Consider the following 16840-nt stretch of genomic DNA (forward strand, 5'->3'; position numbering starts at 1 on the left):
TTAAACCTATGCAATCTCTTTCAACCAATGCTGCTGTGGGCGTGCCTTTACAGCAGAATGAACGTATTTCAGTGATCGATACAATTAGGGGTGTGGCTTTATTGGGGATACTATTAATGAATATCCCGTTTATGGCAATGCCCAACGATTATATCGAAAATTACACCTTGCAAAAGGAGTCTTCTACAGATGTAATCATCTATTACATTGTGAATTTCTTCTTTGAAGGTTCTATGCGTGCCTTGTTCGGCATGTTATTCGGGGCAGGCATGGTATTGCTCACTTCCCGTTTAGAGAAACAACTATCGCCTACCTTAACCCCGGCAGATTTTTATTACCGTAGGTTAATATGGTTATTAATTTTTGGGTTGATAGATGCTTACCTATTAATATGGGTGGGCGACGTATTGTACGCTTATGCTGTTACAGGCTTGTTTTTGTTCCCTTTCCGGAAGTTGCCTGTAAAAACCTTGTTGTTGTATACAACAGGCGTTTTTATCATTATTACTTACAAGGAAACAAATCGCCAATACGAGATGCAGCAAATGCGGGTAAATGGTGAAAAAGCATTGCTACTGGAAAAGCAGAAAGTGAAACTAACCGAAGAACAGGAAAAACATAAGAAGGACTGGACAAACTTCAAGGAATCACACGAACCTGCTAAAATTAAAGAGAAGGCAGATAAAGAGATCAAGAAAGCACGCGAAGGATATTTCAAAATTATGCGTAACCAAGTACGGATGAACCAGAATATACAGTCATTTGTATTGTACGTTCATATGTTTTGGGATACTATTTTGTGCTTCTTCATAGGAATGATCTTATTCAAAAGCGGGATCCTCCAAGGCGAGAAATCGATGCGCTTTTATGTAGCCATGTTACTAGGTTGTTATGCGATAGGACTTACCATTAGCTACTTCATTCTTAAAATGCATATTGACACGAAGTTTGACTTTACACAATACTTTAGTCGTATGCCTGTTAACCTGTACCAATTGAAACGCATATTACTAGCGGGTGGACATTTGGCCTTGATTCAAATTGTGTACAAACTGGGTTGGTTCAAATGGTTATTGTCGGCTTTGGCGGCAGTGGGGCAGATGGCGTTTACGAATTACTTAATGCAAGCCATTATTGGGAATTTCATCTTCTTTGGATATGGATTACGTTGGTTTGGCGCCTTACCACGTACGGATATTTACTTGGTTGCCATGGGTATTTGGGTGTTTCAAATTATATTCAGCGTATTGTGGTTGAGGAAATTCAAATTTGGTCCTTTTGAATGGGCATGGCGCAGTTTAACATATTGGAAGCGGCAGCCCATGCTTAAATCAACAGCAGCTTAGCCTTCACGGCATCGGCGTAAGAATAGGCAGTTTTGATTTTCGTATGCCGGTTGTCTTGCATCGTGATAATGAATGTGCCTTTGAAGTATTTCTGCATCTCTTGGATTTTCAGTTTATTGATAATAAAGCCACGGTGTACCCGAACAAATTGGGCGGGTAGCCGTGCTTCCAAGTAGGTTAAAGAATATTCTATGAGGCGTTCTGCCTCGTGGGTATGCAAGGCTACATACTTCTCTTTTGCTTCGAAGAAGATAACATCGTTAATATGGATTAACTGGATTTTCTCACCGGTTTTAACGGGAATGGTGCTAATGACTCCAGGAGCGGCAGGTGCTTGTAAAAGCTGTTGTAAAGCAGAGAACCAGTTGTTTTGATTGTTCCGATGTAGTTCTACCCTTTTCATAGTAAGCGCCAAGCGTGCATCGTCGAAGGGCTTAAGCAGGTAATCGAGCGAGTTTTTCTCGAAGGCTTTAACAGCGTATTCTTCGTAGGCGGTAACGAAAACAATGGCAGGCTGGTGTGTTAATGCCTGCAATACCTCGAAGCCATGGCTACCCGGGATGCGTATATCCAGGAAAACAAGCTGCGGTTTCAACTTATTGATTAATTGTGCCGCTGTAATACCATCGTATGCTTCGCCGATGATGTGTACTTGTGGATAAACTTGTAATGCTTGCCGCAACCGGTGGATAGCCACTGGTTCGTCATCCACGATAATCGTGGTGATGTTGCTGGGCAACGCTGATGCGAACATGTTTGAATGGTTCATTGCTCAACTCGAAAGAAAAGTTATTCGAATATAATAATTGTAATTTATTCATCACCATGTGTAATCCCATACCCCCGTTTGGTACAACCGGGAAATGAGGACCATTATCGGCTATTATCATCACTATTTGCCCGTTTTCTGCTTGTACCTTCACTTCTATTGTACCAGGGCCAGCATTGGGTTCTATGCCATGTTTAATGGCGTTCTCTACAAGCGGTTGTAAGATAAACGAGGGTACTTGTTGATGTTGCAGGTTGGGATCTACTGCAATGTGATAGGTAAGGCGGTTGTCGAACCGGAATTTCTGCATAGCGAGGTAGGTGGAAATAATATCTATTTCCGTTGCTACTTCGTGAAAGGTGCTACTGTTGTTGTTCAATGAAAAGCGGAAGAATTTCGACAATAATAATACGAGCTGTTCGGCTTTGGCAGGGTCGATAGAAATGAGTCCTGCAATGGTGTTATGCACATTGTATAAGAAGTGTGGATTGATTTTCGCACGGAGTAGCTCAAGCTCGAAGGCCGTTTTTTGTTGCTCGAGTTGTAATAGGCGGAATTGCTGTTGCGTGATGCGGTTGTTGAGAGAACTTTTTCCTTCTTCATGTACATACATGGGAATACCTACAACCAAAGCAATCAAAATATCCAATGCGTATACATTGCCGCCGTTCGCAAATTTGTATGCCATATCTCCCACTATCGTAGCACGCAGTATAAAAGCTAATTCTTGCCCTACCAATGCAGAGGCCACAAGTAGTAGGATAATGATAATCATGCGTAGCACAAGATGTTGCGTAAAGAAGGTGAAATAGCGCCTTTGGTATACCACGAAGCACATCAAGCTACCAATACAAACACTCGATACAATGTTGATAAAAATACGTACCGGCCGCGGGTCATACGTGAAATATAGAAAGGTGCCGAAAGCCAAACCAATCAATACACATTGTAAGAATGTTGTAATTACAAGCCGCATATTAACCCACTTTTTGTAGTTGTTTTGCTGTACGTTTTCCACGTTGTTGAGCAATTTGTTTAAAGATAATCATTATCACCGTGAAGCCCAATATAGAAGGTAATAGCTGGCTGTAAGGATGGTACATGTAAAACACGGTACCACTAAACGCTGCGAAAGATGCGCTTAAAGAGCTGACCATCTTGTATACATGTTCATACAAAAACGTTCTTTGTAACCAACGTGCCGACATAAAATACTTTCCAAAATCATACGAAGTATTCATTGCTACAGACCCCACGGTAGCAAATACCACGGATGGCGACCAAAACACAGCAATACTTTTGATATAATACACGTAAAAAACCGCTGAACTAAGCACCAGCGAGGCTACAATAAAATCCAATACCTTCGGACGTGCACCTTTTAAGCGAATAGCCCGTAACCCAGAAAACGTATTATAGGCGGCTAGTAATGTAACCACAAGCAAAAGCGAATTCACTTTAAATACAAATACGCCCAGTAATGCCGTGGTAATTACCACTACCATTAACCAAGTGTATAGCCAACCAATGTTGCGATGCGCAGGCCTATTATTGCGGAGAAAGATAGCTATAGAGCCGATAAGTAAACATAAAGTACCGCTTACTACGTGAATGACGATGTTGACAGTATGAAACGTGTGCATAGTGTTACCAAGTTTTATTGATAGCAAAATGACAAGTTTTATGTGCGTATAGCAAGGAAAAACCGACGAGGTGGTATATAGGCCGATGAAGTGGATACCCCTAAAGGCAAACGGGATGCAGCCCAAACTACATCCCGTTTTATATATTGATGGAGAAATAGTCCGTTAAGCACAGCGTACAGCAAAAAAATGCCAATCGTAGCCATGCTTAAACGTGGAGTGTATTTGATAACCGTATCCCAGTTCTTCCAACACTTCAATCACAGGGGCCATATCGGCGAACGAAGCCCACGTGAAAAACACCTGTCCGCCCGGTAATAAATAGTTTTTACACCCTTTTAAGAATTCCGATAGGATATCCTGTGCAGAGATGCCCAAATCCCATGCTTCGTCGAGAATAGGTAAGTTGCCAAAAATGTAATGGTAGCGACCTTTTACCGCTTGGAATAGGTCCGATTCAAGCACTTCCATCCGTTCTTCGGCACGGAGTGCGCGCATGTTGTGAATGGCATTACGTACCGCCATTTCGTCTATATCAGTCGCAATTACTTTGTTGGCACCTTGTAAAACACAATGGAGCGCAATAATACCGGGGCCGCAGCCAATGTCGAGAATATCTTTGCCTTTTACAGGGGGCATATTTTCTAATAGCCAACTGGTAGAATACGTGATTTGTGGGTCGGGTGTGAATACACCGTCGTTTACTTGTAGCGTGATATTACCCAGTTGTACGAGGTAATCGGGGTGCTGGGTGAGGTATTCCCAAGGCTTGGTAGCATTTGATAATAAGCAGAGTTTTTGATGAATGTGAAATTGACCGGGGAAGTTATCCGCAATAAACGACGTGATATGGGCTTGATGAGCAGCATACGCTTCAGCATGGTGATCGAAGCTTAGTTGCAAAGATTGGTACAAATCGGCCGGTTCATTGAAGTGTAACACGGAAGGTAAGGTGAACGTAAGACATTGTTCTTTGATACCGGGAATAGCCAAGAATTCGTCGTGTGCGAATGTGTGCGGGTAACCTGTTAGGTCGGTAAAGAATTGTTTGATTTTGCCGTAATCTGCGCCGGTGCCGTTTAAGACTAGAACAAGTATTCCCTTTCCTGTTAAAGCATTGAGCATTTTATGAATAGCCGCTGCTTTATCAGAGAAGTAATAGAATACATGCGAGGCGATGATGATATCGTACTGTTGGGTTAATGCTACGTTCTCCCAATCGCTTTGGATGAACGCTACATTGGGATGAAAGGTGAGGGCATGTTCGTATTTCTCGATAATGGTGTAGTGGTCGAATAATGGCGCTAATGCGTCGGAGAATTGTTTGCCGGTTCCCATACCGATTTCCAAGCAGCTGGATGCTTTGTGCATAGCGGCCAATTTTTGAATGGCATTGATGATGAGCGTTTTTTCATTAGAGCGACTCACCAAGTTATTATACCACTGGGGGTTGAATACAATTTCATTGTTATTGTTTTCCATAGCAGTTTTTCCCGTTGATGTTTTGGATGATTACTACTTTGAAGTTAGTGCCGATGGCCAGACATAAGGTAGCAGTGTGTAGCAGGTACATGTGCTATTGCTTTGCAGTAGAAGTAGTTGTAATGGACACATAAATTCCGTTCCCTATACTTCAAATGGCATAAAAAATGCATAAACTTATCAAGAGCTTCGCTAATAGGCAGAACATTTAAAAAATTGGCATGTTGTTAGTCATTCAAACAAGTAAGTTACAGTAACCAAACTAGAAGCAAAGTGGTGCCCAGCTATGAAATTTTAGTTATTTATAACTATAAAGTTCCAGGTTTAAGGGCTTAATTATTAATTATCTTTGAGTATATGCACGAGAAATATATGAGAGAGTGTATCCGCCTTGGATACGAAGCTATGTTATTGGGTAATGCGCCGGTGGGATCAATTTTAGTATACGAAGATCATATTATTAGTAGTGCTACAGAGGCATCGAGAACAACAGGTGATGTAACCGATCATGCCGAAATTATTGCCATCCGGAAAGGATTATCGTTTTTAACACCCCAACAGCTGCAAAGTGCCGTATTATATTCAACACATGAACCTTGTGTAATGTGTGCTTATGCTATTCGTCATTATGGCATTGGTACCGTTGTATACGGCAAACCTGTACCTTTTGCAGGCGGCGATACGTCGAATTACAACTTATTACACGACCGCGAACATCCTCGTTGGAACGAGCCTCCCGGGATTATAAAAGGGATCTTGCAAGACGAGTGTGATAAATTGAGCGTGGCGTATGAGCAGCATAAAGAGAAAAAGCGCTAATTTGCTGTTGCTATGCAACTGACGATCACAGGCTATTCTACGGCACTATTTGCCACTTGGTATTTCATTGAAGAACTAGGTATTTTATTCGATGCAGGAGATGGTGTAATGCCTAATTTGATGCAAAAGAGCCGGAAGATTCAGCATGTGTTGCTATCGCATCCCGACCGGGATCATCTTACAGGCTTATTGCAATTAAACCAATTGAACGCGCGGCCGGGATATCCCGTCATGTATTATCCCCGCGATAGCCAGTCGTTCCCCGCCCTCGAACAGTTCAGTAAACAATTTGATGCACACGTTTCTCAAACTGTGTGGCAGCCCGTTGTGCCCGGAGATATTATTCAAGTAAAAGACGATATCCGCGTAGAGGTATTTCGAAATGAACATGTACCGGCTCTACCCGGTGTAGTAAAGAGCTTGAGCTACCAAGTATTTCAAGTGAAACAAAAAGTAAAACCGAAAATAGCCGCTTTGCCACCACAAGAGATTAAGCGCATCATCATGGAGCAAGGCAAAGCGAGTACTACGATGGAAGTGAGTACTAAGCTAATTGGGTATTCTGGTGATACCCCGGTGGAAAGTTTCGAGCATTGGGATGGTACACAAATACTTATTCATGAAGCCACGTTTATTGAAAGTGCAGGCGATATGAATGTGAATACCCATAAAAACAAACACAGCACTTTAGAACAAGTATTACGTGCCATAAAAGAGATCAAGATAGAACAACTCATTCTCGGTCATTTCTCTTCACGCTATAGCGCCGAACAAATTGATCGTTCAATTATACAATTATGCGATCGTTATAAAATCGATATCCCGGTATATCGATTATTACCAGGCGAAACAGTAAAGGATATATTATCAACTACCCCAATTAATCAATAGCCCAGAAAGAAAGGTAGTACTCCTTATTAAGTATGCATGCTTATAAGCGTTGTAACGCTTATTGGAAGAGGATTTTACGCGTATTAAATTCCGCAGTTTGCCCTATATAGATGTTAATTCATTATGCTTTATACATAGTGAGTAGCTTTGTACCCGTAGAATTATTTTCCGAAAACGCGCTTGCTACGAAATATTAGATCGGTGGAAAATGAATATAGTATTTACTTTGCTGGTGTTCCCCCATTCCCTCCTTCGATGCCCACTTTTTCATGGCACATCTTTTTATACATTTCTTACCGTATCCATTTTTAACCAAAAAAAATTTTGTTATGAGAAGAGGTACTTCAAACCGTGGCTTTGCGTCCATGGATCCAGAACAACAACGTCGTATCGCAAGCAAAGGTGGACGAAATTCACATGGCGGTCGTTCCCGTTACGAAGAAGATGAATACGATGAAGATTATGATGAGGATTATGATGACGATGAGGATGAAGATGAAAATTATGATGCATACAATGAGTATGAAGATGATGACGATGATTATGACGATGATTACGATGAAGATTATGACGACGAAGACGATGATTACGAGGATGATGAAGATGAGGATGAGTACGACGGTCGTAGAAGTCGCCGAAGCGATGGTGATGGCAGAGGTTTTGCCAGCATGGATCGTGAAGAAGTAAGGCGTATTGCCAGTATGGGCGGTCGCGCTTCGCACGGAAGCCGTGGTAGAGATTATGAAAGAGAAGATGATCGCGGTGGCGGTGGTGGTCGCCGTAGTACAAGTGGTGGCCGTGGCGGTGGTAGTAGCCGTGGTGGCGATGGACGCGGAGGAAATAGCCGTGGTAGTAGCAGTAATGGTCGCGGTAGTAGCAGCAACCGAGGTGGTAGTCGCGGAGGTAGCAGCAGTAGCAGCCGTGGTGGACGTTCATCTTCAGGTACCAGCCGTCGTGGATTCGCTAGTATGGACCCAGAAGAAGTAAGACGTATTGCAGCTATGGGAGGTCATGCTTCTCATGGTGGTGGCCGTGGAGGCTCTTCATCCTCACGAGGCGGTTCATCTCGCGGTGGTTCATCACGTAGTAACTCATCTCGCGGTGGCTCTTCACGTGATGGCAGTTCTTCTTCTCGCGGTCGTGGTAGTAACACCCCGCGTCGTGATGATCAAGGACGTTTTACATCCAGCCGAGGAGGTTCTTCGAGAGGAAGAGGTCGTAGTTCACGCTAAAACATGCATAGTTAGTGCGATTTAATATTAAATATCAATCAACCTTGGGCTATACGCTAGTTGTATGGCTCAAGGTTCCTTTGCCGGCATAAACTTTCTACAAACATACCTTTATACATTCTAGCATTTCTTGCGTTAATAACTTAAAGGTTACTTACGCTTCCTATCAATTGTAGGTGCTTATTTAAGCACCTTTTTTGTGAATAGAAATGATTGAATTATTGAAAGGAGAATAACAAGCGCATATTTTGGTTGCATATTTGATATGTGCATTATTGATAAAATACATAGCCATGGAATCCCAATTAGCCATTACTACAATTAACCTCGTAAAAGACAGCCTTATTAGGAATGCCGAAACAATTGCATGCGCAGAAAGCGTTACAGCCGGACATTTACAAGTTGCTTTATCACTCGCCGATAACGCCATGGATTATTTCCAAGGCGGCATTACGGCCTATAATGGAGGACAGAAAACCAAGCATCTCGGTATCGATCCCATTCATGCAGAGAAGGATAATTGTGTATCACGACAAGTAGCCGAACAAATGGCATTAGGGGTAAGTACTATGTTTAATGCTGATTATGGCGTATCTATTACGGGGTATGCTTCGCCGGTGCCCGAAGAAGGTGTATTGGAGTTGTTTGCGTATTGTGCAGTTGCTTATAAAGGAAAAGTTTGCTTACACGAGAAATTGAGAACAGATGCAGGGAACCCGGTGTCGGCAAGAATTGATTTTACGAATCAAATACTACAATTATTGTTACAAGTTGTTCAAAGAAACCCACAACCTGTTATATAAAAAAATTCCAGTCCACAGAGGTGGACTGGCACTTTGAACGCTATGTACAATTTAAACGACAGTATATGTAGAATCAATTTATAAATCTCCATCAAAACCACCCTTCAATGCATCAATCTCTCTTCTTTCTTCGCGCGATGCAGGGTGTGTAGCCGAAGCACGGCCTTCATCTTTCGTACTGGGTTCATTCTGTTTACGCATGGCATCGGCCGACATTTCATCGCTCATGATATTATTCATGAAAACATGCCATTTCGTTTTCATCCCGGATACTACTTTCGATTCTCCTTTCATCAAAGCATCATACCCATCTTTCGCCACCTGTACAGGATCAGCTAATGCTGTTTCACGGTAAGTAACTGTATTTTCTTGGTGGGCTTTGTGAAAGAAGTCAGTATCTGTAGCGCCGGGTAATAGAACCGTAACAGAAAGTTCCGTATCCTTTAACTCATTGGCCAAAGCCATCCCAAACGATACAACAAATGCTTTTGTGGCTGCATACACAGCTAGTAATGGCATGGGGCCAGAAGCTGCTTCTGAACCTAGTAACAAGATTTTACCTTTCTTTTGCCCTATCATATTCCGAAGGAATAACTTGGTAAGGGCAATCATCGAAGTAATATTCAACTGTATAATATCTAAATCGCGTTGTAAAGGTGATTCGGAGAATGGCCCCCATTCTCCTTGTCCAGCATCATTCACTAAGATATCAATCGGAACAGCCATCGCTTGTACTGCATCATAAATAGCTTGTGGCGCAGCAGGAGAAAATAGATCAAATACCAAAGGAGTTACTTCTACACCGTAAGCAAGTTTTATATCATCGGCCAGCGTGTACAAACGATTCTCGTTTCTAGCCACAATAATCAAATTGTAGCCATCCTTAGCCAGTAATTGTGTTAATTCATACCCAATACCGCTAGTAGCCCCAGTAACGAGTGCATAACGAGTAGGTGTGCCGGTGCTAAAATCCATGATCTCGTTTTTTAAGACATAGATGAAAGATATGGTTTATTGTAAGGTGACAAAAAATAGGCCAGCTTCTATAAGAGCTTGAAAACCTTTGTTATAAAGGACTTTTAGAATTGAGAGATTTTTAACCCGTAGAAAACAATCATCATATTAGGCAAATTTTTTCCTGTTGAGTAGGCAAATACCCAATAGGGATATTGTTTACAAATTATTAATCCCCGCTCTTCAAGCATCTATATCTATGGCATTAAATTTCGGGTGACAAGCATAGAACAAAACCCGTTGATCATGATAGCAAGAGATGGTGCCAAGAACAGTTTATGGCAAACAAAATCCGTTCAATTCTTTCCGCAAAGGAAAGCAGATACCAACGTGCTGTACGATGTAATAATTGTAGGAGGGGGTATTACAGGTGTAGCCACCGCTTTATCATTACAACAGAAAGGGAAACGCTGTATTATCTTAGAAGCACAACATTTGTGCTTTGGTACTACGGGCGGTACAACGGCCCATATCAATACGTTGTTAGACACTTCTTACAAGGATATTATCAAAGATTTTAATGAAGAAACAGCGCAACATGTATATCATTCTTGTGTAAATGCTGTCGATTTGATTAAGAAGAATGTATCGGATTATGGGATTGATTGTGGTTTCGAGGAAGTAAACGCCCATCTATTTGCGCAAACAGGTGAAGAAGTTGAAGAATTGAACGCCATTCAAACAGCTTGTGCGCAGGTTGGGATGGATGTATCTACAGAACATCAATTAGATATCCCGATCTCGTGTATACAATCTATGCGCGCTGGAGGCCAGGCTAAATTTAACCCCACAGCATATGTATTTGCTTTAGCCCAAGCATTCGAAGAGTTGGGAGGTACAATTGTTCATAGTTGCCGTGTAACAGATGTAGATGTAACAGATGATATTGTTGCCGTACTAACCAACGGAGATATGTACCGGGGCAAGGATCTTGTTTATGCAACACATAGCCCTCCCGGCGTGAATTTGCTGCATCTGCGTTTAGTGCCTTATAGGAGTTATGCTTTATCCTGCCATTTACAAAATGGTCATTATCCCCTCGATCTTTTTTATGATATGAAAGACCCCTATCACTATTACCGCACGCAAATCATCGATGGTGAGCCACATTTTATTGCCGGCGGGTTCGATCACAAAACAGGGCAGGAAGTAAATACGGATCATCCTTTTAAACTATTAGAAGCATTTGTGCGGCAAGATTTTGACGTGGCTAGTATAGAGCAAATGTGGAGCTCGCAATATTATGAAACAACCGATGGTTTGCCATATATAGGTCCATTACCCGGTTTTGAATCGCATATATACGTGGCCACGGGTTTCGGTGGTAATGGTATGACTTATAGCCACGTGGCTGCACAATTGTTAACAAATTGGATTTTAAATGTACCCACTCCATATGCAACAATTTACGATCCATCAAGGGTAAAACCTATGGCAGGCTTTAAAACGTTCGTGAAGCACAATGTGGATGCTGTGAAAAACTTATTGTCTAAAATATTACCACCCGAACACTTGGAGCAATTGGCGGAATTGGCACCGGGTGAGGCAAAGATAGTGATGTATGAAGGTGTAAAGTTGGCGCTGTATAAGAATGATGTAGGGAAGTTGCATGCATTGGAAGGTAATTGTAAGCACCTTGGATGTGAGCTTACTTGGAATAGTGCGGAACGGTCGTGGGATTGTAGTTGCCATGGTACCCGGTATAATTTCGATGGGTTGGTGATGAATACGCCAAGTACAACCGATTTGCGCAGCTTGTTAATTGATATAGTTGAAAAAGAAATTTCATCCAATAAAAAGTAACCACATGGAAGAGTTAATCTCACTAAAAGAAAAGAATATATTAGTTACGGGCGGCACAACGGGTATTGGCCGGGCCTTTGCTATTCGTGCGGCTAAAGCCGGTGCAAACGTGATGATATTCGGGCGAGAAGAAGATGCTTTACAAGACGCGTTAAAAGCATTGAAAGAAGTAGCACCCACGGGAAAAATATATGGCATGAATGCCGATGTGGGAGTAGAGGATAATGTGATGGAGGTGTTCGAAGCAGTGGATAAATATTTTGATAGAAAGTTGGATATCCTCATTAACAATGCAGCCATCAAATTCGAAACATTGGAAAGTGGTGATTACGATACTTTACAATACCTCGTGAATGTAAACGTATTGGGGTATATGACTTTCGCTCGTTTCGCAATAGATCGTATGCAAAAAGGAGGACAGATCATCAACGTTGGTAGTATGAGTGCTACAGCGCGCAATCCTGAAGGAACCGCCTATGTTGCCACCAAGGAAGCAATTAGGGGATTTTCCATTGCTTTATCGAAGGAGTTAAATGATAAACATATCCGTGTATCATTGATAGAACCTGGGTATGTAGGCTCTGATTTTCAAGACGACATGCCTCGCGAGGAAAAGATAAATAAGCAAGAGAAAGGTGAGATGCTAATGGCTGAAGACATTGCTAGAACAATCGAATTTGCCCTTCAACAACCGGCCCGTGCTAACATTGCACTGATGCAAGTGTTACCATTTATGCAGGAAATTTAAATACCCGCATTGCGGAAAATCATACTCAAACAAAAAAATATATACCATTCTATTGTATGTTGTTTTGATATAAATGATTGATAAATAGTTAATTATTAACTTAACATTTCTCTAAAGGTAGCTGGCATATAATTTTCACTTTTCATAGTATTGTTTCACCCGGAAAATAAATGGTTATGAAAAGAAACAGTATGAAACGGGGATATGACGACAACAGGAATTACCCGTTAAGCACTTACAACGATACACGCAGGAGCGACCGGGATTTCAACAACTACACCCGTAGCTCCCAGTTTTACGATGAGTTCATCGACGATTCACCCAACCAGTACAACGAACATATGACCACCCAGTTCGAAGATGATTACGACGATCGCATGCATCAAAAAAGAAGATCACACGACCAGTATAATGAATTAGATGAACGGGATGGCTATATGAACGATGAAGAGGTAACTGACCGCAATGGCGATCGGCGTCGTACGCGTAATCGTTCTGCAGAAGACGATTTTTCAAACCGCGATAATTACCAAGAGAGCCGCATGGGCAACCGCTATAATGAAAACGATTTAGGCGATTATCAAAAACGCCGCGAGCGTAATAGCTGGCCGGAAGATCGTCATGCACGCGACGAACGTTATGGTAATAATGTTCACCAGCACCGTAATAATAGGCGTACTATACGCGATGAAGATATTATACACGTAGGCAATGGCGGCGGTCCGCCAGAATTAAGCCGTAGGGCATTTGGAGCCAACGGTGAATGGCACGAGAAAGACCCCAACCGCCGTAACCTCTATGGCAACGAAGAAAATAACGATAGGCGGAACCGTAAGAAAAATTACCCGCCCTATTAATGTACATGCCATAGTAAACAATGTTTTCTAATGACAATTGTTTTTGTTGATTCGAGAAAGGCACCTATCACTAGGTGCCTTTTTATATTGCTGTAACTGTAGTAGGTACTTGTACAATTGAGAAATTTTATACACCTTCGTTTGTATTACCTAACTATTTATGATAAAGTTTAATTACAAGTATTGTATCGCAGCAATTATAATATTCTTAGTAGAAGTATTGATAGCATTGTATGTAAAAGACGAGATTATTCGCCCCTATGGTGGCGATTTCTTAGTAGTAATGCTAGTATATTGTGCATTGAAGAGTATTGTTAACTTACCCGTAAAAACGGCAGCCATCGCCGTATTACTATTTGCTTATTGTATAGAATTTCTCCAGTATGTAAGAATTGTTGATGTATTGGGCATAAAAAACCGTGCACTACGTATCATTATCGGAACGAGTTTCGAATGGGGTGATATAGTAGCATATACATTAGGTGTGATAACGATAGTGTTAATTGAAAAGGCGAGGGCAAAGAAGTTTTCCACCCTGTAAGCATGTGGCCATTTCTTGGATGCTGCCACTGTGTCTATTAATCTTTAAAGCGCTTGTTTCTTTTACAGTAAATCAATAATGCGTGTTAATTCTCAGTATAATTTTGTTGTTCTCTTTATGGCTAGGGTATTTTATTCATTTACCCATTCGCAGAGCTTTATTGTTAAAGCGTAGTAAGTGGAATGAAGAACTAGGTTTTACAATTGGTTTTGCGATTGCATTATGCTTGGGAATGATGGGTTTGGGAGCATATTTATTGATGATAGGGGAATCATTCACTACACTTTGCAAGGAGTTACCCGGGGTGTTGTTGTATATATTGTTTACAACCTTGTTTGGCAGTGCTCTGTTCTATTGGATAAACCGGTATGAAGTCAAGTATCTTCAAGCATTTATAGTGCCTGGTGTAATTGCTATACTAGTTAGTATGGTGGTTATGTTTTTGTATTGGATGACGCAAATACCTTGCTAAATGTACATGCCCGTTTCGCAAATACTACCTTGCAAAACGGGCATGCTTATTCTTTATAAAATTATTACACTTCACTATAACTCCGCTGCTTCTTCTGCCAAATCACCCACTCTACAAAAAGTAAATTCGGCACAAAAGCCATCCATGCATCAATAGTGTGTATAACTACAGGATCTAAGTGAGTAAAGGTGGTTAGCAAGTATTTCCAAATACGGAAAGTGATCGCGGAGCAGGTTAAAGCGTAGCTACGCATCATAAACCGCCGATGACCCGCAATATCTCCATCTTTAATATGCTTCACACCTTCATACGTACAATAGCACCACAATAAATCTAGTATAATAAACGCTGCGCGGATTTGCCAACCGCCACTGGCAAATATGGCAATAATAAATCCGGCTGGCACATTAATCAACAAGATATTATACGCATATAGCTTGCCCATCACTTTGTGTATAAACCTATGGTTATTTATGATATACTGGGAAAACTGGGTAAACCCTGCCAACACAGCAAAAATGGCCGTAAATACGTGTATATAAAAGGCCGATTTCCAAAGCGGTAAATCTGTATAGCTGTTATGCTGCAGAAAAATACCCACATCGTCACGGAATGGAACATATTGGAGAATAATGCTTAATAAAACAACGGTGCCACCTGAAATAAATAGGTAGGCAATAACAAACTTGAACGATTTGAGAATGATCTTCACTGGCTAGCTGATAATTATGTTACGAAATGTACAATAATTATCATGTCAATTATTTACCATTTTACTTATTAATAATATTTTATCACTAGAGTACTGCCGGTAAAAGATAATTAGACATTATTTTATCAACCTGTGGATGTGCATACGGCATGTTATAAGCGTTCGATGCTACTACCACTACCATGTTTTGTTCCTTAAAGATGAATATCTTGTTACCGCCATTCCCGCTACAGTAATATGTTTCGTAAGGTTTTCCTTTTACAGTATAGGTTTTATTCCATAACCAATAACCATAGAATTCATCTTCCGTGCCGGGAAGCTGTGCATGGTGTTGCATACTTTTCTTCACCCATTCAGCACTCATCACCTGTTTGTTTTTCCATTGCCCGTTTTGCAGGTATAGCATCCCGAATTTCGCAAAATCCAAGGCGCTTAATTCTAAACCACCCGCGGTGCTAGGCACTTTTTGCGGCGTATATACCCACTTAGATTGCTGAATATGCAAGGGTTTGAATAAGTTTTCTTGGGCGAATTTCTCTAGGCCATTCGGCACTTTTTGGTTGATGATATCGCCGGTTAAAAGCACGCCCGCGGTGAAATATTGCCAGTCTTTTCCTCTTTGCATGCTGGAATCCATGGGGAGATCGAGGGTGAACTTTACCCAGTTGCTTGTAGGGTACATGTTTTCTTCGTTACCCGGCGAATCCTGGTTATTATCGTCACCGGCGAAACCGGCCGTCATGGTCATAAGGTTTTCTAAGGTAACATTGGCTTTGTTAGGATCACTGATCGAGTAGAAGTCGCCGATGCGGGCATGTTCATTTTTTATGTACTTTTTATCGATGGCTATACCGAGCAAAGCGGCAGCGAATGTTTTACCTACAGACCGGGTATCGAGTAAGCTAGCGCGGTGGGTGTTGTTAAAATACTCTTCTAATAATACTTTGCCATTTTTTATAACGACTATACTCCGAATATTTTTATAGAACCCTTGCTGAATTCTTTTATTCATTTCTATAATAAGACCCGTATCTATCTTCTCCTTAGAAAGGGGAATATCGCTATAAGGGGCAATTTTTTGCACGGCTTTTTGGTCGGCACTTACGGTTGGGTAGGGCCAGCTAAAGGTAAGGTCGCCACTGGCAATTATATCACCTACTTTACCGTAAATCAAAGGACGCATTTCTACGCGGAGTTTGTGCGCAGTTTCATAAAGGGCATCTCCACCACCTCTTGCAATAAAGCGGTTCCAGAGGTAGTTACCCCAATGATCTTCAAATGGGTACGAAATGAGGGGAATGCGGATAATAGTACGCCTGTTTTTGATCTCCGGTGTACTGGCCCCGGCATTCAGGTTTTCTTTGTATACGAGCTTCCCATCTACATAGAACGAGAACTGGTACGAGCCGTTCTTCACCAGCTTTGTAGTGTCGTCGTTGGGCGCTAACACATGTAATGCATTCGTAAGTGAAGTGGGCAGAAATACTTTGGCTTCCAAGGGAATAGTGCCTTGCACGGTAAACTGTTGTAAGAAATCGCTTTCTTTTACTTGCGCAGCATCAAGTTGTTGCGATAGAAATTTGATTTCGCCAACATGGGCTTTGTGCACGGGTAACGAAATAGGGTCGTGCTGAACAAAAGTTTGGGCTGTTGCATTCAATGACAGCAATATCCAGCATAGCAGGCTAGAAATAGTACGATACATTAC

16 protein-coding genes are annotated in these 16840 nt (G+C 41.6%); 9 read left to right on the top strand and 7 right to left on the bottom strand.

All coding sequences use genetic code 11. From position 1 onward, the window contains the following. The first annotated feature begins 8 nt into the window (after positions 1-8). Positions 9-1346, top strand: coding sequence for a DUF418 domain-containing protein (locus LX64_RS01460; protein WP_111595823.1), 1338 nt, complete (start codon positions 9-11; stop codon positions 1344-1346). Here LX64_RS01460 and LX64_RS01465 read toward each other — a convergent pair. From LX64_RS01465 to LX64_RS01480, 4 genes are all read right to left on the bottom strand, one after another. Further along, positions 1327-2100, bottom strand: coding sequence for a LytR/AlgR family response regulator transcription factor (locus LX64_RS01465; RefSeq protein WP_158538497.1), 774 nt, complete (start codon positions 2098-2100; stop codon positions 1327-1329). The two genes, LX64_RS01460 and LX64_RS01465, sit on opposite strands and share 20 nt — an antisense overlap. Further along, complete coding sequence (locus tag LX64_RS01470) at positions 2051-3091, bottom strand: sensor histidine kinase (protein ID WP_148707155.1); 1041 nt, start codon at positions 3089-3091, stop codon at positions 2051-2053. Before LX64_RS01470 ends, LX64_RS01465 begins: the two co-directional genes overlap by 50 nt. Before the next feature lies 1 nt (position 3092). Next, positions 3093-3758 carry a DUF2306 domain-containing protein gene (locus tag LX64_RS01475; RefSeq protein ID WP_111595826.1) on the bottom strand — a complete coding sequence of 222 codons (666 nt, stop codon included), beginning with the start codon at positions 3756-3758 and terminating at the stop codon, positions 3093-3095. A gap of 165 nt (positions 3759-3923) precedes the next feature. Next, positions 3924-5240 (bottom strand): class I SAM-dependent methyltransferase, encoded by a 1317-nt coding sequence (locus LX64_RS01480; RefSeq protein ID WP_111595827.1) that lies wholly within the window; start codon positions 5238-5240, stop codon positions 3924-3926. 357 nt (positions 5241-5597) lie between these two features. On the opposite strand from LX64_RS01480, the gene LX64_RS01485 reads away from it, so the two are divergent. The 4 genes from LX64_RS01485 to LX64_RS01500 all read left to right on the top strand — a co-directional run bounded on the left by LX64_RS01485 (position 5598) and on the right by LX64_RS01500 (position 8985). Next, entirely contained in the window at positions 5598-6059 is a 462-nt protein-coding gene (locus LX64_RS01485) for a nucleoside deaminase (RefSeq protein ID WP_111595828.1), read from the top strand. Between the two features lie 12 nt (positions 6060-6071). Continuing rightward, positions 6072-6950 carry an MBL fold metallo-hydrolase gene (locus LX64_RS01490; protein ID WP_111595829.1) on the top strand — a complete coding sequence of 293 codons (879 nt, stop codon included), beginning with the start codon at positions 6072-6074 and terminating at the stop codon, positions 6948-6950. Between the two features lie 329 nt (positions 6951-7279). Further along, positions 7280-8182, top strand: coding sequence for a KGG domain-containing protein (locus tag LX64_RS01495; protein ID WP_158538498.1), 903 nt, complete (start codon positions 7280-7282; stop codon positions 8180-8182). Positions 8183-8475: 293 nt separating this feature from the next. Further along, positions 8476-8985 (top strand): CinA family protein, encoded by a 510-nt coding sequence (locus tag LX64_RS01500; RefSeq protein WP_111595831.1) that lies wholly within the window; start codon positions 8476-8478, stop codon positions 8983-8985. 78 nt (positions 8986-9063) lie between these two features. Here LX64_RS01500 and LX64_RS01505 read toward each other — a convergent pair whose 3' ends face one another. After that, positions 9064-9960, bottom strand: a complete 897-nt coding sequence (locus tag LX64_RS01505; RefSeq protein ID WP_111595832.1) for an SDR family NAD(P)-dependent oxidoreductase — start codon at positions 9958-9960, stop codon at positions 9064-9066. Positions 9961-10245: 285 nt separating this feature from the next. Here LX64_RS01505 and LX64_RS01510 point away from each other — a divergent pair, with 285 nt between their 5' ends. The 4 genes from LX64_RS01510 (at position 10246) to LX64_RS01525 (ending at position 13948) form a co-directional block, all read left to right on the top strand. Next, the gene (locus LX64_RS01510; RefSeq protein WP_111595833.1) at positions 10246-11802 is read left to right on the top strand and encodes an FAD-dependent oxidoreductase; all 1557 of its coding nucleotides are present in this window, start codon (positions 10246-10248) and stop codon (positions 11800-11802) included. A gap of 4 nt (positions 11803-11806) precedes the next feature. After that, the gene (locus LX64_RS01515; RefSeq protein WP_111595834.1) at positions 11807-12550 is read left to right on the top strand and encodes an SDR family oxidoreductase; all 744 of its coding nucleotides are present in this window, start codon (positions 11807-11809) and stop codon (positions 12548-12550) included. A gap of 176 nt (positions 12551-12726) precedes the next feature. Then, the gene (locus LX64_RS01520) at positions 12727-13407 is read left to right on the top strand and encodes a hypothetical protein (protein WP_148707156.1); all 681 of its coding nucleotides are present in this window, start codon (positions 12727-12729) and stop codon (positions 13405-13407) included. A 160-nt stretch (positions 13408-13567) separates the two neighbouring features. Further along, positions 13568-13948 carry a ribosomal maturation YjgA family protein gene (locus tag LX64_RS01525; RefSeq protein ID WP_111595836.1) on the top strand — a complete coding sequence of 127 codons (381 nt, stop codon included), beginning with the start codon at positions 13568-13570 and terminating at the stop codon, positions 13946-13948. 536 nt (positions 13949-14484) lie between these two features. Here the strand turns inward: LX64_RS01525 and LX64_RS01535 are convergent. Further along, complete coding sequence (locus tag LX64_RS01535; RefSeq protein ID WP_111595838.1) at positions 14485-15132, bottom strand: DUF2306 domain-containing protein; 648 nt, start codon at positions 15130-15132, stop codon at positions 14485-14487. Between the two features lie 85 nt (positions 15133-15217). Then, on the bottom strand, positions 15218-16837 hold the full coding sequence (locus LX64_RS01540; RefSeq protein WP_111595839.1) for a serine hydrolase domain-containing protein: 1620 nt from the start codon (positions 16835-16837) through the stop codon (positions 15218-15220). Between the last annotated feature and the right edge of the window lie 3 nt (positions 16838-16840).

Source organism: Chitinophaga skermanii (assembly GCF_003259335.1).
Classification (GTDB): Bacteria; Bacteroidota; Bacteroidia; order Chitinophagales; family Chitinophagaceae; genus Chitinophaga; species Chitinophaga skermanii.

Excerpts from the sequence above, each read along its gene's own strand:
- LX64_RS01515 (WP_111595834.1), top strand. The coding sequence starts at position 11,807 with ATGGAAGAGTTAATCTCACTAAAAGAAAAGAATATATTAGTTACGGGC.
- LX64_RS01540 (WP_111595839.1), bottom strand. The coding sequence starts at position 16,837 with ATGTATCGTACTATTTCTAGCCTGCTATGCTGGATATTGCTGTCATTG.
- LX64_RS01485 (WP_111595828.1), top strand. The coding sequence starts at position 5,598 with ATGCACGAGAAATATATGAGAGAGTGTATCCGCCTTGGATACGAAGCT.
- LX64_RS01495 (WP_158538498.1), top strand. The coding sequence starts at position 7,280 with ATGAGAAGAGGTACTTCAAACCGTGGCTTTGCGTCCATGGATCCAGAA.
- LX64_RS01460 (WP_111595823.1), top strand. The coding sequence starts at position 9 with ATGCAATCTCTTTCAACCAATGCTGCTGTGGGCGTGCCTTTACAGCAG.
- LX64_RS01490 (WP_111595829.1), top strand. The coding sequence starts at position 6,072 with ATGCAACTGACGATCACAGGCTATTCTACGGCACTATTTGCCACTTGG.
- LX64_RS01525 (WP_111595836.1), top strand. The coding sequence starts at position 13,568 with ATGATAAAGTTTAATTACAAGTATTGTATCGCAGCAATTATAATATTC.
- LX64_RS01505 (WP_111595832.1), bottom strand. The coding sequence starts at position 9,960 with ATGGATTTTAGCACCGGCACACCTACTCGTTATGCACTCGTTACTGGG.
- LX64_RS01470 (WP_148707155.1), bottom strand. The coding sequence starts at position 3,091 with ATGCGGCTTGTAATTACAACATTCTTACAATGTGTATTGATTGGTTTG.
- LX64_RS01510 (WP_111595833.1), top strand. The coding sequence starts at position 10,246 with ATGATAGCAAGAGATGGTGCCAAGAACAGTTTATGGCAAACAAAATCC.
- LX64_RS01480 (WP_111595827.1), bottom strand. The coding sequence starts at position 5,240 with ATGGAAAACAATAACAATGAAATTGTATTCAACCCCCAGTGGTATAAT.
- LX64_RS01465 (WP_158538497.1), bottom strand. The coding sequence starts at position 2,100 with ATGTTCGCATCAGCGTTGCCCAGCAACATCACCACGATTATCGTGGAT.
- LX64_RS01520 (WP_148707156.1), top strand. The coding sequence starts at position 12,727 with ATGAAAAGAAACAGTATGAAACGGGGATATGACGACAACAGGAATTAC.
- LX64_RS01475 (WP_111595826.1), bottom strand. The coding sequence starts at position 3,758 with ATGCACACGTTTCATACTGTCAACATCGTCATTCACGTAGTAAGCGGT.
- LX64_RS01500 (WP_111595831.1), top strand. The coding sequence starts at position 8,476 with ATGGAATCCCAATTAGCCATTACTACAATTAACCTCGTAAAAGACAGC.